The sequence below is a fragment of the candidate division KSB1 bacterium genome (genome assembly GCA_022566355.1).
Taxonomy (GTDB): domain Bacteria; phylum Zhuqueibacterota; class JdFR-76; order JdFR-76; family DREG01; genus JADFJB01.
The window spans coordinates 1-26,225 of record JADFJB010000006.1 but is presented as its reverse complement, the minus strand read 5'-3'; the positions used below and the strand labels follow the sequence as shown (position 1 = coordinate 26,225).

Annotated in this window: 25 protein-coding genes and 2 pseudogenes; 11 read left to right on the top strand and 16 right to left on the bottom strand. The window is 41.6% G+C overall.

Annotated features, from left to right (window positions below; all coding sequences use genetic code 11):
* Positions 1 to 38 precede the first annotated feature (38 nt).
* The 3 genes from IIC38_02270 to IIC38_02260 all read left to right on the top strand — a co-directional run bounded on the left by IIC38_02270 (position 39) and on the right by IIC38_02260 (position 3,526).
* Positions 39 to 461, top strand: a complete 423-nt coding sequence (locus IIC38_02270; GenBank protein ID MCH8124778.1) for an FxsA family protein — start codon at positions 39 to 41, stop codon at positions 459 to 461.
* A 717-nt stretch (positions 462 to 1,178) separates the two neighbouring features.
* A complete protein-coding gene (locus IIC38_02265) occupies positions 1,179 to 2,579 on the top strand; it encodes an amino acid permease (GenBank protein ID MCH8124777.1) in 1,401 nt (466 codons plus the stop codon).
* Positions 2,580 to 2,797: 218 nt separating this feature from the next.
* On the top strand, positions 2,798 to 3,526 hold the full coding sequence (locus IIC38_02260; GenBank protein MCH8124776.1) for a PD-(D/E)XK nuclease family protein: 729 nt from the start codon (positions 2,798 to 2,800) through the stop codon (positions 3,524 to 3,526).
* Positions 3,527 to 4,265: 739 nt separating this feature from the next.
* Here IIC38_02260 and IIC38_02255 read toward each other — a convergent pair.
* From IIC38_02255 to IIC38_02220, 8 genes are all read right to left on the bottom strand, one after another.
* Entirely contained in the window at positions 4,266 to 4,634 is a 369-nt protein-coding gene (locus tag IIC38_02255) for a hypothetical protein (protein ID MCH8124775.1), read from the bottom strand.
* Positions 4,635 to 4,659: 25 nt separating this feature from the next.
* Positions 4,660 to 4,944: an RNA-binding protein gene (locus IIC38_02250; GenBank protein MCH8124774.1), complete on the bottom strand. Its 285-nt coding sequence runs from the start codon at positions 4,942 to 4,944 to the stop codon at positions 4,660 to 4,662.
* A gap of 119 nt (positions 4,945 to 5,063) precedes the next feature.
* A complete protein-coding gene (locus IIC38_02245) occupies positions 5,064 to 6,416 on the bottom strand; it encodes an amino acid permease (GenBank protein ID MCH8124773.1) in 1,353 nt (450 codons plus the stop codon).
* Between the two features lie 188 nt (positions 6,417 to 6,604).
* Positions 6,605 to 8,254 (bottom strand): M1 family metallopeptidase, encoded by a 1,650-nt coding sequence (locus tag IIC38_02240; protein ID MCH8124772.1) that lies wholly within the window; start codon positions 8,252 to 8,254, stop codon positions 6,605 to 6,607.
* A 175-nt stretch (positions 8,255 to 8,429) separates the two neighbouring features.
* Positions 8,430 to 9,425, bottom strand: a complete 996-nt coding sequence (locus IIC38_02235; protein ID MCH8124771.1) for a Gfo/Idh/MocA family oxidoreductase — start codon at positions 9,423 to 9,425, stop codon at positions 8,430 to 8,432.
* A complete protein-coding gene (locus tag IIC38_02230; GenBank protein MCH8124770.1) occupies positions 9,412 to 10,443 on the bottom strand; it encodes a fatty acid desaturase in 1,032 nt (343 codons plus the stop codon). Before IIC38_02230 ends, IIC38_02235 begins: the two co-directional genes overlap by 14 nt.
* 196 nt (positions 10,444 to 10,639) lie before the next feature.
* The gene (locus IIC38_02225; GenBank protein ID MCH8124769.1) at positions 10,640 to 11,830 is read right to left on the bottom strand and encodes a phosphodiester glycosidase family protein; all 1,191 of its coding nucleotides are present in this window, start codon (positions 11,828 to 11,830) and stop codon (positions 10,640 to 10,642) included.
* Between the two features lie 12 nt (positions 11,831 to 11,842).
* Positions 11,843 to 12,835: a ketoacyl-ACP synthase III gene (locus tag IIC38_02220; GenBank protein MCH8124768.1), complete on the bottom strand. Its 993-nt coding sequence runs from the start codon at positions 12,833 to 12,835 to the stop codon at positions 11,843 to 11,845.
* A 333-nt stretch (positions 12,836 to 13,168) separates the two neighbouring features.
* On the opposite strand from IIC38_02220, the gene IIC38_02215 reads away from it, so the two are divergent.
* Positions 13,169 to 13,921 (top strand): hypothetical protein, encoded by a 753-nt coding sequence (locus IIC38_02215; protein MCH8124767.1) that lies wholly within the window; start codon positions 13,169 to 13,171, stop codon positions 13,919 to 13,921.
* Positions 13,922 to 14,003: 82 nt separating this feature from the next.
* Here IIC38_02215 and IIC38_02210 read toward each other — a convergent pair whose 3' ends face one another.
* Together IIC38_02210 and IIC38_02205 are read right to left on the bottom strand one after the other, a co-directional pair.
* A complete protein-coding gene (locus IIC38_02210) occupies positions 14,004 to 14,909 on the bottom strand; it encodes a carbohydrate kinase (protein ID MCH8124766.1) in 906 nt (301 codons plus the stop codon).
* Between the two features lie 268 nt (positions 14,910 to 15,177).
* The gene (locus IIC38_02205) at positions 15,178 to 15,879 is read right to left on the bottom strand and encodes a peptidylprolyl isomerase (protein ID MCH8124765.1); all 702 of its coding nucleotides are present in this window, start codon (positions 15,877 to 15,879) and stop codon (positions 15,178 to 15,180) included.
* 830 nt (positions 15,880 to 16,709) lie between these two features.
* Between IIC38_02205 and IIC38_02200 the strand changes: the two genes are divergently transcribed.
* The 7 genes and pseudogenes from IIC38_02200 (at position 16,710) to IIC38_02170 (ending at position 22,286) form a co-directional block, all read left to right on the top strand.
* Positions 16,710 to 17,609, top strand: a complete 900-nt coding sequence (locus IIC38_02200; GenBank protein ID MCH8124764.1) for an NAD-dependent epimerase/dehydratase family protein — start codon at positions 16,710 to 16,712, stop codon at positions 17,607 to 17,609.
* Positions 17,610 to 17,909: 300 nt separating this feature from the next.
* Entirely contained in the window at positions 17,910 to 19,565 is a 1,656-nt protein-coding gene (locus IIC38_02195; protein ID MCH8124763.1) for a metallophosphoesterase, read from the top strand.
* A 552-nt stretch (positions 19,566 to 20,117) separates the two neighbouring features.
* Complete coding sequence (locus tag IIC38_02190; GenBank protein ID MCH8124762.1) at positions 20,118 to 20,480, top strand: tetratricopeptide repeat protein; 363 nt, start codon at positions 20,118 to 20,120, stop codon at positions 20,478 to 20,480.
* Between the two features lie 55 nt (positions 20,481 to 20,535).
* Positions 20,536 to 20,664, top strand: coding sequence for a tetratricopeptide repeat protein (locus IIC38_02185; protein ID MCH8124761.1), 129 nt, complete (start codon positions 20,536 to 20,538; stop codon positions 20,662 to 20,664).
* 50 nt (positions 20,665 to 20,714) lie between these two features.
* A complete protein-coding gene (locus IIC38_02180; protein MCH8124760.1) occupies positions 20,715 to 21,461 on the top strand; it encodes a hypothetical protein in 747 nt (248 codons plus the stop codon).
* 159 nt (positions 21,462 to 21,620) lie between these two features.
* Positions 21,621 to 21,938 (top strand): DUF433 domain-containing protein, encoded by a 318-nt coding sequence (locus tag IIC38_02175; GenBank protein MCH8124759.1) that lies wholly within the window; start codon positions 21,621 to 21,623, stop codon positions 21,936 to 21,938.
* Positions 21,935 to 22,286: pseudogene (locus IIC38_02170) on the top strand (hypothetical protein). The gene IIC38_02175 and the pseudogene IIC38_02170 overlap by 4 nt, the downstream one beginning before the upstream one ends.
* Positions 22,287 to 22,486: 200 nt before the next feature.
* On the opposite strand, the gene IIC38_02165 reads toward IIC38_02170, so the two are convergent.
* The 6 genes and pseudogenes from IIC38_02165 to IIC38_02140 all read right to left on the bottom strand — a co-directional run.
* A complete protein-coding gene (locus IIC38_02165; GenBank protein ID MCH8124758.1) occupies positions 22,487 to 22,564 on the bottom strand; it encodes a hypothetical protein in 78 nt (25 codons plus the stop codon).
* A 158-nt stretch (positions 22,565 to 22,722) separates the two neighbouring features.
* Positions 22,723 to 22,896 carry a hypothetical protein gene (locus IIC38_02160; GenBank protein MCH8124757.1) on the bottom strand — a complete coding sequence of 58 codons (174 nt, stop codon included), beginning with the start codon at positions 22,894 to 22,896 and terminating at the stop codon, positions 22,723 to 22,725.
* Between the two features lie 54 nt (positions 22,897 to 22,950).
* Positions 22,951 to 23,829 carry a tail fiber domain-containing protein gene (locus tag IIC38_02155; GenBank protein MCH8124756.1) on the bottom strand — a complete coding sequence of 293 codons (879 nt, stop codon included), beginning with the start codon at positions 23,827 to 23,829 and terminating at the stop codon, positions 22,951 to 22,953.
* Positions 23,830 to 24,072: 243 nt separating this feature from the next.
* Positions 24,073 to 25,020: pseudogene (locus IIC38_02150) on the bottom strand (collagen-like protein).
* Between the two features lie 410 nt (positions 25,021 to 25,430).
* Positions 25,431 to 25,979, bottom strand: coding sequence for a T9SS type A sorting domain-containing protein (locus tag IIC38_02145; protein MCH8124755.1), 549 nt, complete (start codon positions 25,977 to 25,979; stop codon positions 25,431 to 25,433).
* Between the two features lie 69 nt (positions 25,980 to 26,048).
* A partial coding sequence (locus tag IIC38_02140) for a hypothetical protein (protein ID MCH8124754.1) occupies positions 26,049 to 26,225 on the bottom strand: 177 nt, incomplete at its 5' end.

Genomic DNA, 26,225 nt, shown 5'->3' with positions numbered 1-26,225 from the left:
ATAAATAGATCAAGTTAACCATTCATCACGGAGTTGATATGTTTTACCGCTTGTTATTGCTATTTACCATCGTTCCTTTTATTGAATTAACCCTTTTGCTGGAAGTTGGCAATACTATTGGCGTTTCGTCGACCCTCTTAATCATTATTCTCACCGGAATTGCAGGCGCGGCACTCGCCCGTATTCAGGGTTTTGCAACCTTGAATCGAATTCGTGAAGAAATGCAAATGGGGCGAATACCGACCGATGCCCTGATTGATGGTCTTTTCATCCTTTCTGCCGCACTTTTACTATTAACACCCGGATTTCTAACAGATTTAGTTGGATTTTTCTTCCTTACTCCTTTTGGAAGAAATTTCCTACGCCGCCAGGTTAGAGGATTTATACAGAACAAAATCAACATCAAACAATCTTCATTTACCTCAAAAAACTTTTATTCTGACAACGATTTATCCGGTTGATTCTTCGGTTTTAAGAAACGCTAAACCTTTAAGTGAAATATATTGGATTTAACAAATCCTATTCAAGGATAAATGTTCTTTATGATAAAAAGCCACAGACTTTCCCAGCGCGGCCTTGGACCACAACCAAATAATTTGATTTAGCCACGGATTTACACTGATTGACACGGATGAATTTAACAAAAGTTGAAACTCCAGGCATTCCCCAACCATATTGGATAGTGCAGACTATCGATATGGAGGAGAATACCATGGAGCAATTTCTTACTCTGTCATAAAAAGTATATAAGCAGCGTTCTTTTTCGTGGGAGGTTACGCCTGATCAGCCATGTTTAGGAGATGAGCTTGTTTCTTTCATGTCGAAACGTGTTGTTGAAAGACTTTGGTGCATTTGTTGAAAAACACTCCACAAAGGGCAATTGCTTATGTCTACTTCACTGACTTTTCAGAATTCAAATTTATCTATGCTCCAAAACGCAGCATAGAAAAACCAAAACTTTGCTAAAAAAACACATTGCCGTCGGCTTGTAGTACGGATTTTAAAAAATATCCAAACTAATTCTTCAGTGAAATAGGGTTGCTCTCTTTAATTTTTACCGTAATAAGACCTGCCTTTATTTTAAATATTGACTGTTAAATTTTCATTCCGTATCTATTGCTGTCCTAATCGTTCAAAATAAATCATCACTTGTAAATCATAAATCATAAATTCCTTTCATGTCCCCTAAACACAAATTTTCCGAAGAAGAATTCTTTACCGAAGAAACCGAACTCAATCGCAACCTTGGAGTAATAGAAGCATTTTCGATCATTATCAATCGAATTCTTGGATCGGGCATTTTTCGCGCTCCTGCACCCATCATGATGTTAGTTGCTTCAGTAAGTTTGTTTTACGGAGTGTGGATTGTCGGTGGTATAGCCACGATTCTAGGCGCTTTCCTGTATGCGGAATTGGTTGCCATGATGCCCAAATCCGGCGGGCCTTACGTTTTCCTTAAAGCGGCATACCCACCCATAGTGGCTTTTCTGCGTGGCTGGGCTATGTTCTTTGTGTCGGAAACGGCCGCCATTGCGGCAGTTGCGCTGGTATTTGCCGAATATGGGAATGCATTTTATTTCTCTATAACCGGAGAGAATTACTCACAACTTACAGAAGTAATTATCGCTCTTATGGTCATTTGGGGCCATTCCACCAGCCACTGCTTCGGTGTATCGCTGAGCGGTGTCATTCAAAATGTTTTTGGTTTTCTGAAATTGGTTGCAATAGGCGCTGTAATCGCAGTCTGCTTTGCCAAAGGGGGGGAGATCGCTAATTTTTCATCACCCTTTTGGCCGGATGAATTCAACTGGTCTACCATGCTGGCATTCGGCGCTGCCATGCGTTATGGATTTTTTGCTTACAGTGGCTGGGAAGGTCCAACCTATATGGCGGAGGAGATCCGCAACCCTCGCAGGAACCTGCCTCTCGTACTATTTTTGGGTATCGGCGGTATCATTCTGCTATATCTGGCTGCCAATACTGCCTATATTTACCAGCTCTCCGTAGTCGAGATTCAAGAAGCTCCCTGGGTAGCAACTGCTGCTGTAAGTAAAGCAGCCGGTTTGGCCGGCGGAATGTTGATATCGATTGCAGTGATGTTGAATACTTTTGGCAATGTGAGTACGCAGATTTTATGCAAGTCACGCACCTGGTATGCAATGTCTCGTGATGGTATGTTTATCGGACCATTGGCAAAAATTCACCCAAAATACAAAACCCCAAACGTAGCGATTCTCGTACAAGCATTTTGGGCGTCCGTATTGCTCATGGGCGCCGGGTTCGCAGGTAATGCCTATGTAACATTAATCGACTTTTTTTCATTCACATCGTCGATTTTTAATGTCATGACTTTCGGTTCCATTTGGGTGTTGCGCAAAAAATATCCCGACGCACTTCGGCCCTACAAAGCCTGGGGTTATCCATACACACTGATAATCGTTTTGGCGATCCAAATTTGGTTTATGGCAGTTACATTAATCACGGCCTTCATTCCGTCTTTGTTGGGTGTGCTGCTTACCTGTACCGGGCTGCTCTATTATTACCGGGCGGAAATCCGGATGAAGATTAAGAGATCATAATTGTGCAGACAGATTTTTTCTATTAGATTGCACAAATGCTGAGTTAAACAAATAATCAATTTACTTGCATAAAATATTTGCTTGAAAACTGTTTATCGCTAAGGTAACTTTAAAATAATTTTAATTTAAATTGAAGAAAATGGAAACTTTGAGTGAAGAAAAATAAATCAAATAATTTCACAGAGAGATTAATAAATCTTATCTCAGAGCCATAATTTATTAAATTTGAAAATATTTTAAGCGAACCCAATTTTTTTAAAATTGTAGGAAGAACTCATTATGAAAGATGGCATTCTTCATTTTTTGGTTGGTTGCTTGATACAACAGGATCGCATTTATTAGGCGATTATGTTTTACGACGCTTTTTGATGTTGTTATTGGATGAAAAAAGCCTGAAGCCCAATAATCATAAAAATGATTTCTTGTTGAAAATATTGCCCACGGCCAATTTTGAGACCTTCCAAGTTACTCCAAATGAGAACTTCCCCTCAGAGACAAGTATTACTGGTGTTGGTCGATTTGATATCTTTTTATCCGCAAAATATTCAGATGAATCCGGCAATGTTGGTATAGTTAATATAATTTTTGAACTGAAAATAGATTCAAAACCGAGAAACGACCAGTCAATTAAGTACGCAGATTGGCTTCTTCAGAATCATAGTAGTGATGTTAATTTTTTAATATATCTCACACCAAATTTGATGAGTAACTCACACTCTACGGTTGGTGACTACCGGTGGTATTGCATGGATTATCAACTTTTAAATGATAAATTATTGATACCTTTGTTAGATCATCCAAACCTTAATGAAAAAGTTAAACCTTTTATTATTCAGTACATTAAAAATTTGAAAACAAGATATAAAGGTATAAAAATGGCAATAACAAATGAAGAAAAAAGATTGGCTCTGACACTCTATGATAAATATAGTCACCCTCTACGGTAGCCAGGAAAACAAGGAAAAAGCCAAAGAACACAAGGTTGAGTTAATCGCTCCAACCCCGGGTAAAAAGCAAAACACAATTTAGTTGATTTCGAATTTGACCAGCAAACACATGAAGTCAAACGTTGTCCCCAAGGCTATGCTCCAGAGAAAATCAAGCATAATAAAAAAGGCAAATGCAACAGATAGACTTAAGGAAGTCTATAAGGTTGATACCAGTCTCCAGCGCCTCGATTCGGTCCATATTCATTCCAACATGCCTTTGAGATACAAGTTGTTGCGATTTTTGACCTTTATCACCTTTTTGCCTTATGTTATTTAATATCAATGAGATAAGGTAAGTATTTGGACGATTAAATGCAAGAACTAAATGCTGTTAACTAACTATTTATCAATACTTTAAAACAAAGGCGACTTTTTACGAGATCGTCAAATATTATAAGTGCAATTAAAATAAACAAGATAATAAGTAAAGATATTTTCTAAATTTTATTCATAATATTTGTAATTGATCTAGTTTTTCATAGAGGGTTTTACTAAAATCAAAAAAACTTTTTATAGAAAATGGATTTTGGAATTTAATTATAATACCTCGTAATGTGATTACCCTTTTCTAATTTCTCATAAAAAAAGCATTTATTTAATCAATGTCAAATGTTTGTTTGTATATTGTCAAAAATTAATAAATTAGTTGTGATAGAATTATAATTAGTTGCAACTTATTTTAATTTTCTGAAATCAGCTAACTCACCAACCACTCCTCAGCCTCCCCAACAGAATCAAAAAGCCGTATGAATAATCCCCGTTTTTGGCAAACCGTTACATAATATCCGCAGTCTTCTTTTATTGTTTCAGAGGGGACTATCGCATATCGAACAGTTCTGGGTATGGCATTATACCGGAATAAATTTGCTCCATAATCTAAATTGGCAAAAATAGTCGGAACGGAAGTTGATTTACTGGCATCAACAAGAACACCGGACACATCCTTCTCTTGGCAGATCTGCTCAACAGTAATTTGTGTCCGGAGTTTGTCTTTTTCGGTTGGTTTACCAAAAGAGTAGATTTCAATAATTCCCGAATCATCTCGTAAGGTAACGGTTTCAGACATTATCGCATCCTGTTAAACCGGTCGGTTAGCGCCGTCCACCACCTCGCTTGCCTCCCCTGCCACGCTCTTTGCGAGGACGAGCTTCATTCACATTCAGATTTTTTCCCTTCAAATCTTTGCCGTTTAGGCCTTCAATTGCAGATTGGGCTTCAGCCTTGCCCTGCATTTCCACAAATCCGAATCCTTTGGATACCCTGGTGAAAATATCTTTAATTACGGTTGTAGATGTAACTTGCCCGAAAGCGGCAAAGGCTTCTTTTAAATCTTCTTCGGTTACTTCTTGTGCTAAATTTCCCACGAAAATATTCATCTTTAACTCCTTTTATCTTGATCATTTATAAATAAGTTACAGTGTATGAATTATTATTCATTACTTCCATTAGAATGTTTTGGTTTTTAATTTGAAGTTATTTGACGAAATCAAACCTATCAACCCTTCTTTTTCTTCCGCAACCAAAAAATCGAGAATGGCAGACCAGAAGCAATAAAGGCAATATCAACCAATGATTTCTGCCATTCAAAAATGGCGCGTGAAACAAGTAGACTAATAATTCCAACCAGATAAATCACTGGAAGAATCGGGTAGAAAGGCATTTTAAAAACATCTGTACCCCCAACTTCATTTTTTCGCAACTTGAATAATGCAAAGGTAGTAAAGATGTAGAATATCAAAATGGCAAATACCATTCCGGCTACAATGTTTTCAAACGAACCTCTAACGATCAGAATTACAGTACCCCAAATGCAGTGGGCAATGATGGCCCGAGAGGGGGTGCGAAATTTAGGATGAATATAATTAAGCCATTTGAAAAATAAACCGTCTTTTGCCATGGCGTAATAAACCCGCGGGGCAGTCATCATTGTTCCGTTGATACTGCCGGTTGTTGAGATCATTACAATGATGGCGATAAATCCGGCTCCAATTGGACCCATTAATTGTGTTGCGGTTTCAGAAGCCACGATCGTACTACCGCGCATACCTTCAATTCCTAAGGTTCTGTAATAAAGCAAATTAGCTAGAACATAAATCAAAATAATCAACCCCATTCCTATGAACATACTGAGGGGGATGACTCTTTTTGGATTTTTCATCTCGCCCGCCGAATAGCCCACACGATCCCATCCGACATATGAAAAAACGACCAGCATAAGGGCTGCCACCATGTTACCCGTGGGTCCTAATGTACCGGTAGGTGGAGCTTTTGTACTCAATAGGTTTTCGTGACCTCCAACCAGAATAAGTCCTAAAGCTACAAGAAAACCGAGCCCCCCGACTTTTAATATCGTTGATATGTTTTGATAAATGCTTGCCCGTTTAATTCCAATATAATTGACCACGCCGAAAATAAAAATGACAAATATTGCTGCTACCATATGAGCAAAAGAACTTAGTTCGACAAAATGTTCAAAGTAGTTTACAGTTATAATGGCTAAACCAGCAGCGGGGCTGGTGCGAATAATGAAGAGCTGCGCCCATCCAAACATGAAGCCGGCAAAAGGCCCAAAACAGTTACTAATATAGACATACTCGCCGCCGGTATTGGGTAATCGACTTCCGAGCTCCCCATATATTAATCCCCCGATAAACACAAAAGCGCCAACCAAAATCCATAACCCGATGATCGAGTAGAATGAATCCAGGTAGCCTGCGATAATTTGGGGAGTGGAGAAGATACCGGCTCCAATCGTAATACCGATGAGGATGGTGACACCTTCTAAAAGGCCTAATGTCCGGCGTAGTGTCGGTTGCTGAGGGGTAGTTGTATTGTTTTCTGTGTTCATTCAGACCTCTTTTTTTTAAATTCCAATAGACAATTCTCAAAATATAAATAATTGTCAAATTCCAAAAACAAATATTCAAACAAGAAACTACAGATTGGATATTGAGTATTAGTCATTGTAATTTATTTGAAAATTGGTTATTTTGCGATCACTATTTCCACACCAGTTCAGCATATTTTAACAACTCATTAGTTCAATTTTTCCTTGAAATCCGCTTCCATTAACAACCAGGTGTTGGGATCCAATTTAACTTTCTTTGGCTTCTTGTCAACTGGAAAAGTAAAATCATGTTTTTTTTGATTAATCTTTAGCACTTCAATGCGAGGAACACCTTCATCCTCAGTGTATATGCCAAGATCCACGGGCATGGAAAACAAAACCCCGGTTTCCTGAATTTGATTCAATTTAACGACCAGCTCTTTTTTGTTTTCATCAAACTTCCACGAGCCTTCGAATTTTGGATGCCCGGGCTGGTAAATCCACTGCCGGAAAAACCAGGACAGTTCTTTTCCGGATGCCTCTTCCATTTTTTGCTGAAAATCTTCCGTCAATGCATTGCTATCCCGAAATTGTTTATAGAATTCCCGGATCCCCTGCCAGAATGCTTCATCGCCAACGACGTGCCTGAGCATGTGGAGTACCCAACCGCCCTTTTGGTAGGAATTTGCATTAAGCAGTAGGTTGAGATCAGTAATGGTTGTGTCAACAATTGGACTGGCAGGATTTTCGTTAAAATATTGAATGACTCGTTGCCGTGAGCCTTTCATGCTGCGTCTTTCCCCGGTTTCGGATCCGATCATTTTATCGCGACCATAAGTAAATTCCATATAAAGCTGGGTAAAATAGGTCGCGAATCCTTCACTCAACCAGATGTGGTGCCAATCCGCTTCAGTAACGGAATCGCCAAACCATTGATGGGCGACTTCATGGGCGATAAGTGATTCACTCCGGCGTTTTCCAGTCACACTCCTTTCGCTATAGAAAATATTACCGGCGTTTTCCATACCACCGTAGCGGGTTTTGGATTGAACATTTGCCAGCTTTTCATAAGGGTAGGGACCAATATGGCTTGAAAAGAATTGGATCACCCGGATTGCCTGTGCATAATCATAAAAACCGGGTTCACGATCCTGGGGATAAACCCAACTTTGGATCGGGATACCTTCATAAGTAAATACAGTCTCAACCGCAAACCTGGCCACACCGATCACCATCACTTTGGTTGGAATGGGCACTGCTTCATGCCAGTGTGTAAGTCGAGTATGATCGTCCAAATCCGTCTCTTCTCGCAGGGAGCCATTGCCAATAACCTGGTAATGATTCGGGGCAATGATGATAAAATCGCAAGTAGCTTTGTCAGAGGGATGATCTACGGTTGGCAGCCAATGACGAGCACGATCCGGCCAATTATCGCCAAAGAATGTTCTTTCGTTGTATTTGTTTTGTGAGATGATCAAACCATCTGCGGGGATGCCGCGGTACGAGATACTGTACGACCGGTGTTCTCCGGCTTGTGAGGGTGACATCAATTTGATAACAATTCTATTGTTTGTGTGGCTGAATGCTATAGATTTTTCATTTCGAAAGACTGAACCAACATGCATGCCGGTTTGCTCAGATGCCTTTCCTATCAGATCGAGACCAAGCTCGGTTATTCCATCAGCCAGAAATCTCACATCAATTGTGGTCTCACCCATGATTTCATCTGTTTGATCATCCAAAGTAATTTTGAAAGTGTAATGAAGTATATCGATACGCTCGTTGCGAGGATAGTTATCTGCTGCAAGAATTGTTGGAAAGAGGATTAAAGTAAGAACCAGGCGCAGAAAAAAGTTCATTTATTGATCTCCTTCTAAAAGTATTGAATGGGTGAACCGTTCAATTTACAGAATAATGTAACGACTTAGAAAATAGCAGGCAAGAGATTAAATGTACTATTGGAAGATAACGAAGGGAAAATTCCTTAAAAGAAGATTACAGAAATAGAGTCTTTTTTATGATCATGTATGACACTCAATTTAACTCAAACTCCGGCCATCTTTCTGCTGATTGTAAGGCATTGATCATTACCTCTAAATCTCGATAGGCTTGTTCAAAAGAACTGGTTACATTCTTTCCCGTGCGGATGGCCTTATAAAAATCTTCAAATTCTTCCTTATAACCAAGGCTGCCTTCTACATTTTCACACAATTCTTCTTTCGCTGTTTTCAGTGTGATTTCACTTAGATCCTTAATAAGGATAGTGCCTTCCTTGCCTAAAACATAAAGCTGGTTCTGGGAAAATCCATTTACACTCAGGAAGATATTCAAAACGCCGTGGATATTACCTGGAGTTAAGAATTGAAAGCTGAACGTATCCATTTCCCCGATTTTAGGGTTAACCGATTTCGTAAAAGCTGAGCCGGAAATAATATCACCAAAAAGCACACGCAAAGCGGCAATATTATGAATGCCGCCATCAGTGATAAATCCACCGGGGTACTTGTGGTCTATTCGCCATTTTGTTTGTGCAAATTTATTCTTGATTTCATCGATAAAATGAAAAATATCCCAAATCACTCCATAGGGTTCGCCAATTTTTCCATCATCAATGTAAGATTTTACTTTGTAGAAAATGGGATGGTAGCGAAAATTTTCAGCAACCATTTTTACCTGGGTAAATTGTCTTTCAAACGACAACATTTCTTTTGCTTCGCTAAGATTTGCAGCCAATGGTTTTTCGACCATCACATGCTTCCCTGCCTGTAAAGCTTCTTTTGTGACTTTATAGTTTAAATCGATGGGAAGGATTATATCTACAGCCTCTACATCAGGACTTTGCAACAGTTCCCGATAGTCCAACACATATGGGACATTTCCTATTAATTGAGAAAACGCTTTCGCTTTTCCCTCGGTATGGTTACAAATGAGAGTTATCTCGAACTGGTCTTTCAGTTCTTTTAAGGCGGGCCAATGAAGTTCCTTTGCTGCAATGCCACAGCCAATTATACCCAGTTTAACCGGCTGCATTCATAGAGGGTTGAATTTTCCGAAGGTAACGGAAATGAACCATCTTCCGGTTTTCTTCGTCCCAAAGACGATAGGTTATGGATTTTAAACTGGACCATAAAGTAATTTGCTTTACGCTATGAAAGATTGAATTCTCCTTGTGGCATTTCTCCAGGAAATAATTAGGAATTCTTGGGCTTAAATGATGGATATGGTGAAAACCGATGTTGCCGGAGAACCATTGCAGAATTTTAGGCAATTTGTAAAAAGAGCTGCCCTCTAATGCGACAGTAACATAATCCCAGTTTTCCTTACGTTCCCAATAGACACCTTCGAATTGGTGTTGAACATAAAAAAGCCACACACCGGTTGCCGAAGAAAAGATAAAAATTGGCGCCTGAATTAGAATAAAAGCTTTGATACCAATCGTTAGGGAAATTAGAATGAAAATACCTAAAAGTGCAAAATTGGTTCTATTATTACTATTACGTTCCCGCGTACTGGATGTGCTGCGTGTAAATCGATATTTAATCAAAAATATAAAAAGAGGCCCTATGGTGAACATGACTACCGGATTTCGGTAGAACCTGTAGTAAAATTTTGTCCAACGCGGTGCCTCCTGGAATTCCTTTACGGTTAAAGTCCAAATATCGCCAAGCCCGCGTCCGTCTAAATTACCAGCGGATGCATGATGAATTGCATGTTCATGTCTCCAACGATGGTAAGGTGTAAAAATCATTACCGAACAAAATGAACCAAGTATTGAGTTGGCCTTTTTAGATTTGAAAAATGCGCCATGACCGCAATCATGAGAAATGATGAAAATACGGGTTAAAAAACCTGCAGCAGGTATGGCTAAGGCAATGGTGAGCCAGTAGGAGACTGCCAGGCTTTGGTACATTAAATACCATAGGATAAAATAGGGGAGCAGTGAATTCAAGGTTTGCCACATGCTTCGACGCCAATCCGGATTCGAATATTTAGACGTTATTTGTTTCCAACTTATCTGTGCCTCTTTTGATAAAGCTTGTAAATCCATTATTATATCTCCAAAATATTTTTATTATCATGTATAGTTTGTTCAAATTGAAAGTCTAAAGATAGGTGATTAAATTTCTAAAGTCAATGAAACAATTATCGGAAATGAAATGAATAATTTTTATGAATAATAGGGATAAATACTCACTACAATTGATGTCATTACATGGAGCGATGGCATCAACCAAGCTCATAAATTAACGATTCTGATTATCCCTTATTATTAATGGCTCCTTAGAAATAACCAGCAATGCGTTCGCAACCGGTCTTTCACCCGTAGCATCAGAGGGTCGATTTACAATTCTGTTTGCAACCACCATAGTGGTGGATCCGCCGCCATCCAGGTTAATCCCCTGGTACACGCCAATACTTCGCATAAAATCGGCCATTTCATAAAGTGTCATTCCTTTACTGTAGTTTTCCTGGCGGCCGTCCACTGTAAATAGAAATAGTTTTGAACCATCTTCAGAGAAACCAATACCGGTACGGGGGTGACGAACATCTGCAAATCTTCCCCCTTTCTCAATTGAGGTTAACCCATCACGGATGATTCGGGGTAATCCGCCAATCGCCTCCTTAATTTTTTTGTCTGATTTTGTAAGCTTAAGAATAAGCTTTAATGTGTCGCCCAAAGACATTTCCATGAGAAGCCAAACTCGAGCCCAACCATGACCTGATAGAAGTCCGCCATTAACTTTAATCTCGCCGTTGCCCTTAACGGAATCAATTTCGGAAACAATCACCCGGAAAGGTTCATTCACTGCCCATGCATCCAATAATCGAAAGCTGATCTCGGCTCCATAGCGATTGGTGCCGGTTGAGTCTCCGAAAAAGCTGTTATAAAGAACCAGTTGATTCGAGTCGCGATTTTGGTTGATCCCCTGGATCGCATAAGTATTCCCTTTTGTGAGCACAATTTTTCCGGAATAGGATGGCACTGCAATGAATGGCGTCTTGTCATAGTAAATACCAAAAAGTGAACGGTTATTCGGAGATTTTAGAATTTTACCGTTGATCACCTGTGTATTGATGGGTGTGCCGCCTTTTTGATAAAAGTCGCCGTTTACCACACCGGCAATCCAATGTTTATTGAAACTTCTGCGGGCAGACATTTGCCTGGTAGTTTCATAACCTGCTACCAAATCCCTGGCTTTTATGGTTTCGATATCCACATTGGAATTTGCCAAATCTACTTCTAAAAGGTTTATTGTCCATGGTTGATCATCAAAATAGTAAGTATGATGTTTAACACCGGGACAAACGATAGAACTACTAATCTCTTGTGCATTTGCAGTAAGACTTATGAAAACAAGAAAGAGTACAAGCAGGTTGAATTTGCGCATGATTCCCCTGGATTTATTTACCACTTCTGTAAGAACTAATTTCAAAATAAAAAATCTTTACCACTTTATAGCAGCCGACGCCCAGGTAAAACCGGAACCGAAAGCAGCCAGAATAATAAGATCGTTGTTTTGAATCAATCCCTGCTCTAGGGCCTCACTCAGGGCAATTGGAATTGAGGCGGCGGTTGTATTGCCGTATTTTTCGATGTTGCTGAACACCGTCCCTTTCGGCAGCTTGAGCCGATGCGCGACAGCTTCGGAAATGCGTTTATTGGCCTGGTGGGGAATTACCAGCTTGATGTCCTCAGGCTGAATATTGTTCGCGATTAATGCCTCGTTGATTACCTCGTTAAAACGGACTACGGCATTTTTGAATACTTCCCTGCCATTCATGTAAGGAAAATATTCACCGGATGTATAGGTCTCTTCCGAAATAAATCGTGCCGTTGCCGTACCCGGCCTTTTTAAACACAAGTGCTCTGCTTGCGAGCCATCAGAATGAAGATGAGTGGAAAGTACACCGCGATCTTCATCTGTTGCTTCCATGATAACAGCGCCGGCGCCGTCGCCAAAAAGTACCGAAAGATCCCTCCCTCTAGTGCTGAGATCCATTCCTTTTGAATGTATTTCTGCGCCAACCACCAGGATACGATTATACATTCCAGTGCGAATAAACTGGTCGGCTATTGAGAGGCTATAGATAAAACCGGAACACTGGTTTCTAACATCCAGTGCACCGATGTGTTTCAAACCCAATTTATTTTGAAGCATAACCCCGGCGCCCGGGAAGAAAAAATCAGACATTAAACAACCAAGAATGATAAAATCGATTTCTTCGGCGTTTATGTTTGCATTGTCCAGCGCAGCTATTGAAGCCTGGTAGGCAAGATCGGAAGTCGTGGTTTCCGCATCGACCCAATGTCTTTCCTCGATGCCCGAACGCTCTCGTATCCATTCGTCACTTGTGTCCATATATTGTTCTAATTCCTGGTTGGTAACAACCCTGGGCGGTAAATATCTGCCAACCCCAATGATGCGAGAACGTCTCATAACAACTCCCAATTTTGATTATATAACAACAATATCTATTAACCTGCACTATTCATGAATTTTTGCCACAAAAACTCTAAGTCACTAAGAATATTAAAGTTATAAAGAAAATTACTATGAACCAATTTTATGTCAATATAAAAAATCAATCTTTCTTAACCTTTATTTTTTAAAGCTTTGTGTCTTTGAGTCTTGATGGCTATGAATTATCCAGGTTAATGTATGATTTTAAGATTTTTGATGCAAGTGGATAAGAATGAAACCATTTTCAACTTTACAACGTAGCCAAACATATTAATGCTAATCAACTTGTAAAATTTCCAGGAGTAAAATATGAAAAAGTTCATCTATTTGACTGTGTTAATTCTCGTTTGTTCAAGCGTTTCTTTTGCACAGCGGGAAACCAGGGATCTGGAATTATCCGCAAACGGCATTAAAGAATTAGAAATTGAAGCCGGAGCGGGATTTCTTAAGATTAGGGGAGTCGAGGGTTTAAAGAAGATAGAAGTTGAAGCTGAGATTGTCGTCAAGGGTATTCGCAAAAAAGATATTGATGAATTTCTAGAGGATAATTTAGAACTCTCATTAGAACGTGAAGGCAAACGAGTCGTCCTGATCAGTACCTTTCATCATTCACGTAGATCCCGTTCTTTTTTCGGCAGGCGAAAATCAGCGCTGGTTAATCTAATTGTTAGAATACCATACGAAATGAACCTGGTCATAGAGGATGGTTCCGGCTACACCGAGATCGAAAATCTAAAAGGGAATATTAATATTCATGACGGATCCGGTTCATTGACCATTGAAAAAATCATAGGTGATGTGGATGTAAATGATGGTTCGGGAAGGTTAGAGATTAGAGACATTGAAGGTGACGTTGAAATTGACGACAATTCAGGCAGCATTTTGGTTAGGGATATACTGGGAAGTGTCTACGTGGAAGACGGATCGGGTTCAATTACTATCAATGGGGTTGAACGCAATGTGGTTATCGGTGATGACGGTTCCGGCGGAGTTAGTATCAGGAACGTTAAAGGTAAAGTAGAACGGCATGATAAACGGCGAAGCAGGCGGCATCACAGATAGCACCTGAATTCAAAGTGTGAAATAAATTAAATTAAAGATCAAATCTTAGATAGGTAAACAGAAGTGAGATGTCGGAGTTCTGTTAAAGGTTCCATTCATCTTTATATTTTTGATAAAATTCGGAATCTCTTGGAATGGCTCCGGGAATCTCACAAATATCTACGGCGAAATCAGTTGCTCTTTTCAGGATTGTAGAAAAATCCCACTTTTTTAAAATACCAAAAGCCAGGATGGCCGCAAAAGCATCTCCGGCGCCAACAGTATCGATACTATTTTTCTGGTATGCAGCTGACAGTTTTAAATCCAGTTTTTCATCTTCAGTATAAAGAACATTGCCTTTTTCACCCTTCGTGATGCATAAGACTGATAGTTCAAATTTTTGTAAAATAGAGTTAGCTGCCTCAACTTCAGAATGTGAAAGATTCAATAATTCTTTCAGAAATTTGAATTCATTATTATTGAGTTTTACTATGTCGCTCTGCTGTAGTGATTCACGAAGGATTGTCTCGGTATAAAAATTTTGCCTAAGATTGATATCATAAAAGACTTTTGTCGTTGGTAAACGATTATTTAAAATATTTTGAATCGTCTTTTGGGAAACCGGACATCTTAACGCCAGGGTTCCAAAATAGAACAGGTCAACATTGTCGAGAAGTTTTTGAACGCCATCATCATATTCAATAAAATCGTATGCCACATTGGGAGTAATTGTAAACGTCGGGACTGCTTTTGCATCCAGCTCAACCATCACATTGCCGGTAGGATGGTCTTTATCTATTTGAATGAAACCAATCGGATAATCGCATTCTTTCAGGATCCTGAGAATTTCTTTGCCATTCTCATCGTCTCCTATTCTGCTGACAAATGCAACTTCATTCCTCAATTGATGCATGTGATATGAAAAATTAAAAGGGGCGCCGCCAAGATGCCTGGTATCCGGATAGATATCAAAGAGAATTTCACCGATACATAAAATTTTGTAACACATAGACCTTGAATAATTGTTTTGAATATAATACGTAAATTAATGCACTATTTTATGAAAACTAACAATTATTCTTTCACATTCAATTTGATTTTTATGAGCAAATGGGAACCGGAACATACAATGGTATACAGGTTTAACAGACTGAAGAGAAAACAATTTTAAAATTGAACTCAAGGTCAAAACTATGACCCCCAACAGATCAGAAATGTTAAAGCCGGTTAACGCTTTGTTCTTGAAAAAACTCACCTTAAGCGAAAGGTCATTTTTCTTATAATAAAATATATGCCTTTTCCAGGCGATCAAGTTTGGGAAATTCTTTATCAAGGTGGGCATTGCCGAATTCCAAGATCTTGCCTTGTTTTCCCCCACGCATACCCCCGCCGGCGCTTTCATCATAACCTGAATATAGGCTATCCACAACAGCCATCCCTTCAATTACACGACCAATCGGGGCGAATCCTTGCTCATCCAATCTTGAATTATCGCCATAGTTGATATACAGTTGGGTAGTCCTTGTGTCCGGGCCGGTCATGGCATAGGCAATAGTTCCTCTAATATTACTCTGTTTAACAGAATCATCCGGCATGGTTCGCTTTTCCCAGGCTTTGGTTATTTCCGGATTGCCCGGCAGGCCAAATTGCGCGATGAAACCCACCCTCACCCGGTAAAACCGGGAATCGTCAAAAAAACCGGATCGCACAAGATTATAAAACCGGTCTACTCCAATGGGCGCCCAATTTCGATGAGCTTCAATGACAAAATCCCCTTTTGTAGTTTCAACTTTTACTTTGAAAAGTTCTGGCGCAGTTTCTTGCCAGAATTCATGGTCGGGATTCAGCAAGACAGCCTTGTGTTTGTTAGCTAACTCTTGTTCACTTAGATCTTCCTTTTGCGGTTCACAACTCCAAAATAGGATAAATAAAGAAAGAAGAAAAAGCGGAAAACCGTATTTGGAAAAATGGTAATGCATTTGTATTAATGAAATTTATGTTGCTTTTCTTCGAGTTCAGATAAAAAATGAAAGGCTAGTTATCCATATTTATTATCATTTATTTAGATAGTTTATTTAATGCTAATTTTCTTAAAAGTAATATCTAATTTCATTTTAGTCAAGCACGAATATTTTTATAAGTGGTTAAAGATCCGCGATAAAAGCCAGGGTGTCCGAGAACCGGTTTTTCACCTCTGCATGTTCATAAGCGAGTACTTAACTAATGCAAATAGACCCCCGATAAAAGCATTCTGGGGTGACATTTTGGTAGTTATCTAACTGCCTGAAAGCATGCGGGAATGACAGCTTGGGTGTTTTTGTTCAGTCACTAACTAAACTTATTCTCAACCTTAACCTTGATTTTATCCTTAGCATCAACCTTAACCTTGTCTTGTAAACCACAATGTTGTGAAGTATATTACAAACTTGGAATTCATGAATCAGCTTTTAAGCTTAAAGTTTCCTAATGTCATCCCGTCGCAACTGGATCTATTTCCATAAAAAGGGAATAGTAAAATTGGTTGTATAAATTAGTTGTAAAATAGATCCTTCCGGGATGACAGTGATAAGGTTTGCTATTACAGTGTAAAACTTTGTTTTTTGAACAAACTTTTTAATAGCTGTTTTTCTTTTTTTGACAGGATTAACAAGATATACTGGATTTTTATCCTGATAATCCTGTTTATCCTGTCTAAAAATGAACATCTGATTTGTTAAAGTATATTTTTTGTTTACAGCCTTGAGCTGCGCTATGATATAGATCAGGCCTAATTGTTATTTTGAAAAGTCATTCATGAGGAGAAAGTTAAATGAAATGTTTGGTGACAGGCGGCACCGGTTTTATCGGATCGAATTTAGTCCTTCATCTTATACAGGCAGGTTGGGAGGTTGCGATTACCGGCCATGATGCCGAACAGCAGTTGCCGGGGTTTTCCGGTAAGTATTTACAGCCCAGTTTAATTGGTATTGATTGGAATGAAATCGGTGCACTTGATGTATTGTTCCACCAGGCAGCCATCAACGATACGAGGTTAATGGATCGAAAAGAAATGCTGCGCGCCAATCTTGAATCCTCCGAAAAGCTGTTTTCATATGCCGTGGAAAAAGGGTGTAAACGTATCGTTTATGCTTCGACCACAGCAATTTATGGTCGATTGCCGGCGCCTTACAAAGAAGAAGGGCCGTTCGATCTAAACACACCGTATGCGGAGTCCAAAAAGATGTTGGATGATTTTGCTATGGTATTTGCGGATCAGCACCCCGGTGTAACCATTGTCGGACTTCGATATTGCAATGTGTATGGACCGCGGGAGAATCATAAAGGTAAACGTGCAACTATGATTTATCACCTTGCACAACAGATGCGGAATGGCAATCCCAAGCTCTTCAAGTACGGAGAACAAAAACGCGATTACATTTATATCCAGGATGTGGTTCGGGCAAATATGCTTGCGGCAAAAGCTCGTGAAAGTTGTGTTGTGAATTGCGGCTATGGCGAGGCTGTTATGTTCAATAAGCTGATTGATATGCTAAATGAGATATTGGGGACCAACAGAATAGCCGAATATTTTGACAATCCATACAAGGACACCTACCAGGATTATACGGAGTGTGATATGACCCTCGCAAAGGAAAAGCTAAGCTTTATACCCAAAATTGATATCCGATCCGGAATTAAAGATTATTTTGAAAGTGGGTTCCTGGTTTAACAGTGAATTCCAGGGGACATCATGTGTTTATTTTTTCGTGAATTCGACAAGTTTTTAATCCGGAGTATACTGTATTAGTATTAGTTTCAAAGTTTATCCTCTTTAACCTTTCTATTAATGTTTAACTAACTATGTGATCATGCCGATTAGAGATTTAGGCGTGTATTCAAGCATTTACAGTAGAGTTTTAATAGAGTTTAAACAAATTAATTATTAGCGGCAGAAAGACAATTGCCAAATAATATAGATCATAAAATTTTATTCATGCACCTTTGTGCATCTAGAATCAGAGAGGAGTTTATGAAAAAACTTCTTGATAACTTAGCCAAATGTTCAAGATTGTACCATTCTTTTAACAGCCATCTTCCCTATTGCTTAATATTTATATATTGTTTGACTTTTGTCTTAACATTTTTGATAAGTACTAATGCTAATGCTAATGCTAATGCTAGTGCTAGTGTTGATGTAGGGTCTCTGAAAATTAATCGACCAAATAATTCATCATTGACAAAAGAAGAATCTCCAGCTCCGGCTCAGAGTGAGATTCTGCTTTTTACTTTTGTGCAAGTATCAGATACACATATAAGTGATAACTGGCATGGACCAGAAAATAAATACAACAATGCTCTGAATGATTTTGTAAACACGATTAACAGTCAAACCAATCACCCCAAACCTGGATTTGTTATATTTACCGGAGATAATATTGAAGGAGCTTTAAGGACAATTACCGAGGGGTGCGGTAATGATAAAAAAGTAGCAGGAACGACAGCGGAAGCATTTCAGGATTTCAAGAGTATTGCTGATGGTTTACAAGCTCCTTATTATCTTTTAACACACAACCATGATACGATGTCTCACAGGGAACATTGGTATGATGAAAACTCCTCAAGGAGCAGTAAGTGTGAATGGGGCAAAATAGAGCATGACAATGGAGCGGGCTATATTGAAGTTTTCGGTAGCGAACCCTACAACGGAACGACTGGTGATAAGTTTAACTATTACTGGACTCAAGGCAGTTTTCTCTTTGTTGTCCAAGGTGTAAAACATGGTGGAAACCCAGATAATAACTGGTTGAACGATGTACTTAAAACGAACAAAGACAAGAAAGTATTTTATTTTACTCATGCCAATGCCATTTATTCCCGGGACGATAAAGGCCCTAATTCTAACCTTGGATGTGAATGTTCTAGTTGTTCAACTTTTTATTTGAAGAAAAATGGAACATTAATAAATACTCTCAAAACTCATGGCAATGTTTTAATTTCCTTTGCAGGCCACGATCATATGACCTCTGCGGGTCAACATAAGAATGGTGAACGCTTCTTGTCTTCATCTGATCACTTAACATTTGATAGCCCTGATGATATGATCTATACCACTGTGGCAGCAAATTTTGAAGGAGGAGTTTACAAATATGTCGAAGTTTATTCTGACAGAGTCAAGGTGCGCACTGAAAGCATCGGCGGAAAGTACCCCGCTCCAAACTGGCGATCTTTATGTGATAGCATGCATTCATCAAAAAATGTTGCGAGTGGACTTCCCCAGGAACAAAATTTTACATTGAGTTTCGAGCCGGTAGATATAACCAATGCTGTACCAACCGCAACAGTTACAGTTGACAACCCATCACCTGTTAAGACCGGAAACATCCAGGTAACTTTAACAACTTCGAAACTTGTTACAACATTGCCCTCTCTCTTGGTTTTTAATGAAAGCGACAGTTCAACCACAACTGTGAATCTTAACGGATCCGTACCTGGAACGGTGTTTACCGGGATTCTCGTAATTGACCAAAGTGTCGCTGATGGCCAGGGTTATTTCTCATTACCATCTAATGCACTAGTAGACGAGAACGGAAAGGTTGGCAATCAAATAACTTCAGGAGCTTCTGTGAAGATCGCCGTACCGCCCAAAGGTCCCATGAATGTTCGAGTAAAAGTTAATAACCAATGAAACACATGAGAAAAACCTGCCAAGGATGAATATTTTACCCCCCCCCCTACTTTTTTAAATTTGATATTTGCAGATACTACTTCCTACCTGAGATTAATTGAAAATCCCACAATAAATTAATACTCTCAATTTCTTACAAATCTAAAATGATCAACATTAATGGTGAGTTGATTTCTTAGGAGCTACGCTCAGTCCCATTTGAGCCCGTAAGTCTTTGTAATTATTCATAGCCACCCGGTGCCTCCTGTACTGGGCAATTCAACATTTGGGAGTTCAACCATGATAACCAGACGTACCATGACCGCCTTAGTTGGCGCTTTCTTGACCTTCGTGGGGAAGTGTCTCCGCCCAGCAATTGCCGTCCAAATTTGTTACTAGAAACGCAGCCTCCGGCAGGAGTTTTAAACTACCGGTAGGGATAGCGTTTGCTCCGAGCTACCCTGTACATCGGCAATGTGGGTTGGGGCCAGTATGAGGAAATCAGCCTTTCCACTTTCCAAGGCCGGTGGAGGAGAAAACTTCGGCTAGCCTTGACACGAGGGCCCAAGAGACGTGTCCGGATACCAAAAGAAGAACCCACCGCCTGAGGCGCATTTACATCTAGCGTATGGTCTGGAGAAAAATGGACAAATCCAAGATGCGGAAAGAGAATTACTCGCTGCCATTCGTCTCCGTCCTAACTATCTGAAAGGCTACAGGTGGCTCACCGAGTTCCACAAAAGGCAGGGAAAGTACCAAGATGCACACGCGAGCTATCAGAAACTTCTCGAATTAGATGCGTCACAGGCCAAGGATCCTGATCTTTTGTTCAATTTGGCGTTCTCACATCAAAAGCTTGGCGACAGGACGGAGGCCGATCCGCTACTACAAGGAACTCCTCCAGGTCGCCCCAACACACGTCCAGGGAAACTTTAACCTGGCCTACGCTTACAGAGACGGAGCGTCCAAGCACGATTGGTCTCGTGCAACAGTGCTTTACAAAAAAGTGCTTGAACTCGACTCAGACTACACGGAAGCGATATTCCATCTGGCCACCCTATATTGGAAGCTGGGAAACGAAACTGAAGCACGACGCCACGACCAGCTCTACCTGCAGTAAGGGACGCACGAGGAACTGAAAAGCAAGTCACGGACCCGGCTTTCGCAAAAATGATCCTTCAGAAAATTTTCCAAGAACCTCTGATGCTATCGATTGCCAAAACGCGGCTTAGCTCGATTACTGCCGGCTTCTGGCTGTTCTCCCTTTTTCTTCCCATTGCAGCGCGCGGACAGGCACAAATCTGCCCAGGCGCCTATCGCGACTCAGCCTTCGTCCAGGAACATTTCTCCAACGACAGCCTGCACGCACGACTCGACCGTGACTTCAACGAGCTTCTTGCCAAGCTCCAAGAAGTGGTGAGTCCTTTCGAGGCCTATCTGGAGAGTAAGAAGTTAGAATCCTTTCAATGGTCGAAATACCCCTGGCGTCTGAGCGAAAAACAGATCGAGGAATTCAAGAGAAGCGGCAAGGTTAAGCTGCGGGAGTTCGGTTGGCCTAAGCTGGAAGACGCCCTGGTCCGCCGCCGGCGCTGGCTGGACATTCTCAAGCCTCAAGTTGCAGAGTTTGTGAAGGTGCACGCACCGGACACCACGCAAGCCGGGAATGCCGAGCTGCAAAGGCATAACAAAGAGAAGCAGCGCCTCGCGGACGCTATTAATAACGAACTTTTCTACATCGAGCGCACGCTTAAGTGGGACGACTACTGTCGCAAAGGTCCCTGGCTGCTGGAGATCCGCTTGGAGCTGCACGGGCCAGGTGAAACGGTGGTGACGGAGAGCACGCTGTTTCACTACGAGATCGAGCTCCCCGATCTGAGTGAAGGTAAGATCGCGCAGATTGTGGAGAACTACAGATAGGCTAGGGTTGTCCCAAAAAGGTTTGATTTGTCATTAGTTTTTGTAATATTATTTGTGCACACAGAGACACATGCTATCTAGGAGCAAAGCGATTATCGATAGATAATTAGGATCTCTTGAGCTCCTTGGAGTTGATCAACGCCTTTCAGGAGAAATACGATGAAAAAACCATACATAGAAAAACGGAAAGAAGGTTATTGGATTGTAGGAAGTAGAGTTTCTCTTGATTCTGTGGTTTATGCTTTCCTGGAGGGGCAATCCGCTGAAAGTATTGCTCAGGCTTTTCCTGTGCTCTCCCTTGAGCAGGTTTACGGCGCCATTGCCTATTACCTGGCCAACAAAAAGAACATTGACGCATACCTCAAAAATCAACGGGCTGATTATGAAGCTAAACTTAAAACTGCTCAGCAAGCAGATCCCGGTTTTTACCTCAAACTGGCTGATGCCAGACGAAAACGAAAAGCAGAACTGATTTGAAAACTAAATTTCAGGCCGATGCTGACTTCAGTCACATTATTCTAAATGGTGTTATTCGCCGTGAACCTGCCATCGACTTTCAAACGGCAACGGCAGCCGGGCTTGAGGGAAAACTCGATTTAGATGTTCTTAAAATTGCTGCAGACGAAGAGCGCATCCTGGTCACAGCATGATAAAAAGAGCATACCCAGGCAATTTCGCGCAATTTATTTCCTCACAAGAAAGCCCAGGTGTCCTAATTGTTCCACAGCATCTCAGTGTTCATACAGCTATTGAGAACTAATCCTGCTTTGGATTGCAACAGAAGCAGAAGAATGGATAAACCGTGTCCTATATATTCCAATCTAAACCTACCACGACATCTACGACCCGGTGAAACGGGCTCTACGTGACCTACCTGGAAAACATCAGCAAGCACCAAAAGCCGGACCAGGAGATCCGAGTTGCCGGACCTGAGTGAGGGGGAGATTGCGCAGATTGTGGAGAATTATCGCTAAGGCGGGGTTATCCAAAAAAAAGTGATCGTCGGGTTGTGAGGAAACGGTGCATTACTTTCGATAAACATCTTTTCTGTGTCGAATGTAGAAAATCTTTACGGTCCTTTTCGCTTTGTTTACCTCATATATTACACGATAATCACCGACGCGCTAACGGTATGCTGACTCCTATTCCTTTAGTTTCTTGTGCTGTGTCTGAAAAGGATCTTCCGCAAGCGACCGAATCACATCCAGAATGCGCCTAATTTGTTGTTCGTCAATCTTTCTAATATCACGGTCGGCTAATTTCAGCAGATGGACCTTATATGATTCCATCCGCCTTCAAACGCTTCTCGAATTCGTCCAGGCTCTCGGCCATGACAGCCAAGTAAATAGGGCAAACTAGACAATAACCGGATGCGCGGGATTTGGATACCAGCAGCAAAAGCGATCAACACCCAAATTGAATTTGACTTTCTCATACTAATTCTCCTTACAGAGTAAGTATCTCTATTACTTCCTTCCAGGAGATGCCTCTATTGCCCAGCGTTGAGCCTGGCCTCCAGCGCCTCTATCTTCTTCTGTTGTTCCTGAACCACCTTTGTGAGCACTGCTACGATATCCATCGGACTGAGCCCTTTTCGATCCTTGCTCGCCAGCAACTCGGGTACGTCCTCGGCGATGAATCCCACATACTCTTCCTCTTTATCGACTTTATAGTTGAATCTCGTCGGCTGTAGCTCACGCAGAGCGGTCATGGCCTCTTCGATGGTCAGGTCCCGTATGTTTTCCTTGTATTCCCGCGAAGAAGCATTGGTCCAGACGCCGCCGGTTGTCACATGGGCGCCGCTGCCCATCTCCAACGGGAAATTCGGGTTCGGCGTCCCGATGCCGACGTTGCCCACACCATCGATATGCATGGCATCCTGATTGGATACTCCCGCCCGGTGCGTGTGGAAGGTCAGGGAGTTCTCCCCGGCACCACCAAAGATGATCCTGTTGGTTGAAGCGGGGGTGGTCGAACCTACCCACCTGCCAATGTGAAAGTTGGCGGTCTCGTTCTGATTTGGAAATGCTATGTTTCCTTCTACTTGCAACTTATCCTGGGGACTAATCGTGCCGATGCCGACGTTGCCAAAGGTATCAATAGAAAGGGAAAAAGATGTTGATCCGTTTGTAGAAAATCCTAAACCAGCACCAATATTTGACCTTAAACCAGTAAAAGTAAGGGATGTAGATTGATTTCCATTATTAGAGATTGCTTTGACAACCTCTGTAGAGCCATTGTCATCTGGACTTACCACAACAAGTTTACTTCCCGGAGTCGGCGTGCCGATGCCGACGTTGCCAAAGGTATCAATATTGAGCCTATCCTGCCCGTTCACAAGAATAAACATATTTCTGCCGGGAGCCATACCGATAGCCGCACTGTTAGGAATATTGAAGGCTGTTGCGTTCCTGGTAAAAATTATCTCAGCAGGATCACCACTGGTAGTGCCACTATTCGATATCAAAATGCCTCCGGGGCCACTTGATTTCTGCACATGTAGAAGACCTCGTGGATCTGGCGATGTCGTGCCGATGCCGACTCGGTTGTTCGAGGCATCGAAAAAGATATTAGAACCAGCCGCAACGCCGCCGTTGTTATAGAGGACTTCTCCATCGCTTCCGCCAATGGGACCGGTAGGCCCTGTAGGCCCAGTATCGCCCGTATCACCAGTGGGTCCGGTCGGTCCAGTAGGGCCCCGTGGCACCCGTATCACCTGTGAGCCCAGTTGGCCCAGTAGGTCCTATAGACCCAGTATCTCCTGCATCTCCTGTAGGTCCGGTCGGTCCAGTGGGCCCCGTGGCGCCGGTATCACCTGCGTCTCCGGTGGGTCCTGTGGCTCCGTCAGCACCTGCGTCTCCGGTGTGGGACCGGTAGGACCTGTGGCTCCGTCAGCACCTGCGTCACCTGTATCGCCCTTCGCGCCAGTTGGGCCAGTGGCACCTTGCGCACCCGCATCACCTGTATCGCCCTTCGCGCCAGTAGGACCGGTGGGTCCTTGTAATGCGAGAGTAAAAACATCTTCCGATTCGAGCACATTATTTGGACCAAGTACTATAACTTCTGTACTGGGACTTACAGAAGCAGCCGCATCAACAGTACGGATTCTCACCTTACCAGCGACATCCAGGTTCTCTGTTGGTATGTCTGTCCCGATGCCAACGTTACCCGCTACATCGATGCGCACTACCTCTACGCTGTCTGTCCTGATAACAAGAGGCTGACCGTCAGTGGTGCCCAGGAAATGAATGTTCGGGTCAGTGAGCGCGTTACCTCCTGTCTTCCAATCCTTTTTAAGTTTAGGGGGTTTGGCTTTTTTCAATAAACTTTCCGATTCCGAATCGATATTACCTTCACCTTTCCCATCGATATTCACTGATATGACAAGGGATTTCCCTTCCTGGGTAATGGTCACATTCTCCCCTGGAACCAGTTTTATATCATCGGTTATCGAGTTGATGCTTCGGACCACCTGACCGCTGGCAATCTTATTGCTGGTTATGGCGCTATCCGACACCGAACGTGCATGTAAGCTGTAGGCCGATGCGGTGAGTTGCATGCGCTCGCTTGCTTCTGAACCGTCGCCTACGGTTACCGCGAGCCAATACGGCTTGTCAAAGGGAATATCCAGAGGGGTCGCACTGCCAAGAGCAACATTGAATAGGCCATTCTTTACTTCAATGGTCTGGGTCTCGGACCAAATTCGCTGATCGCCTTTGGCAGCGGTATAGAGATTGAAGGTAATCGTGTACATGCCGTCAGCCACCACCCGACCTTCCGGATTGGTCAGGACACCCTGGTAACTCATGGTTTGTGGAATCTGCCCCAGGACAAGTCCCGGCAAAATCAATAGCAGCATGAATGCAAGAATACGGAAACAATTTTTTGTTCTCATGATAATAACCTCCAATTAAAAAAACAATTTATTAGTTAGTACCGAAGCGATGGTATCGCTATTGAAGTCCTCACTCAACGAAGCAAACTCATCTTCTTTACGTGAATAAATTCCCCAGCCTGAAATCGATAAATATACACACCACTCGAAACAGTCATGCCATTGTTATCCTTGCCATCCCAGCGAATGCTGTGAAATCCAGGCGTGTAATCAGCTTGTATGAGTGCACGCACAAGCTGGCCGCGAATGTTGAATATCTTTAATACAACATCGGATTCTTCCGGAATCCGGAATGGAATTTCTGTTTCCGGGTTGAAGGGGTTTGGATAGTTTTGGTCAAGACCGAATTCAGTTGGTAAACTGGTATTTGTTTCATCAGCAACATCTGTTGCCACTGTTTGATCGGTAAGATACCAGAAGCCGACCCGGTTTACATGGGTTGAATTCTCAGTAACTCCGACGAATGTTTGTCCAACCGTTCCCAGCATGGCATATTCGCCGTTGATAACAACCACACCGCCATTGCTCATTACACTTTTGGATACGGTGATTTGGGCGATGCTATGCTGGCTGCAAATTAAAAATAATGCGGTGTTGAACAAAATTGAGAATGGGTTCTTCATGTTATGCTCCTAAAATTCTCGTTATAGCTTCTTTAAAAAAGGCTTTAAATAGGTTTTGTGTTCTTACGATTATTTATCTTGAGAATTTTTCTTTAGCATTAAACTGATTTCCACTGGACTATTTTGATTTTCTGAGAACGATGTTAGTTTTTGCAAATAGGCTTCCAACTGCGCCATCTTCATTTTCAGGTTATCCACTTCGGCCAACCTGATCTGGACATTTTGCAAGGTTTGTTTTGTTTGTTT